The 1,343-nt window shown below is 34.1% G+C and carries 1 protein-coding gene; it reads right to left on the bottom strand.

Features of this window, described 5'->3' with window-relative positions; genetic code table 11:
* Positions 1-116: 116 nt before the first annotated feature.
* Positions 117-1,157 carry a transposase gene (locus ACAX61_RS19515; protein WP_370716201.1) on the bottom strand — a complete coding sequence of 347 codons (1,041 nt, stop codon included), beginning with the start codon at positions 1,155-1,157 and terminating at the stop codon, positions 117-119.
* Between the last annotated feature and the right edge of the window lie 186 nt (positions 1,158-1,343).

The following is a 1,343-nucleotide window of genomic DNA, read 5'->3' as shown; positions in this document are numbered from 1 at the left end:
ATAATATATACAGTATTCGTAAAAAGTCTGTTCACCCCCTATAAAAAATACAACTTTTAATCGGAATGAATATTTTCAGACACGAAATTTATTAAATAAATAAATACAAGACAGTCTTAATATTTAATAGGATGTCCTTTTGATTTTTTGACCAATTCTAATCTTGTCGGCATCGAGAATACAATTTTCTGGCATAGATTACGAGAAAGTTTGTACCATTTACTTTGGACCTCATTCCATAATTCTTCAGCAGATTTGTGTTGTATTGGTCTTACTTTCCGTTTAAGGATACCCCAGATATTTTCTATGGGATTCAGGTCTGGAGAATTACCTGGCCAGGGTAAGATTTCAATATTTTTATTTTTTAGGTAAGCCTGGGTACTTTTGGCCTTATGTGGTGGAGCCAAATCATGTTGAAAAACGAATGCTGCTTTCGGAAAGACTAAGCATTTACCAACTATGTCTATATCATGAAGTATGTCTTTTTGATATTTCTCGGCATTCATATTACCATTGATTCTTTTCAGAAGTCCCACTCCATTACTGTTGAAGCAGCCCCAGACATGTATGTGTGGACCATGTCGCATAACTGGTTGTATAAAGGCAGCATTGTTCTTTTCCAAAGAGGTTCTTCGAATCAATAACTTATTTGATGACGAATATGACTGAAAGATGCACTCGTCGCTGAATACCACATCTCCCCATTTATCTGCACCCCAAGCACTGTAAGTCGTGGCCCAGGAAAGTCTTCTGAGACGTTGATGCAATTTCAAATATGGCTTCTTCATTGCTGAATAACTTCGAAAACCATACTTTTTCAGAATTTTCTGAACAGTACTAACAGAAACATTTTGGACAGCACTTGTATTGTACGTATGGGTGATATTAAGAACAGATAATAAGCGATTGGCTTTGCAAATGCGTGTTATAGCTCGTGAAGCTTGGGGTGACACAATGGTTGGTCTGCCTTTTCTTATCTTATCTCGCACGGATCCCGTGTTCAGATATTTCTTCCATAGGTATTGCATTCCTCGTTTTGTCACAGTCTTGCTGTACTTTTCGCGCATTTCACGAGCTATTTCTGTCCAAGACTTGCCATTATTCCGTAATATAACGATTACATTTCTTTGAAATTCTGTTAAATTTCTAGACATCATATTGCTCTAAAATCATGTAATTTTATATGAATTTAGATATCAATTCAAAATATATTATAATAACTTACATTATTTAAATATTTCATCAATAACTAAATATTTAAACAATTATTTTAAACTTAATCGAAATATATATTAAAATTTGCATTTTTATAGGGGGTGAACAGACTTTTTACGAATACTGTA

The sequence above is a fragment of the Sphingomonas sp. IW22 genome, assembly GCF_041321155.1.
Classification (GTDB): Bacteria; Pseudomonadota; Alphaproteobacteria; order Sphingomonadales; family Sphingomonadaceae; genus Sphingomonas.
Note: the sequence above shows the minus strand (reverse complement) of the source record. Positions and strands in the feature narration are given on the sequence as shown.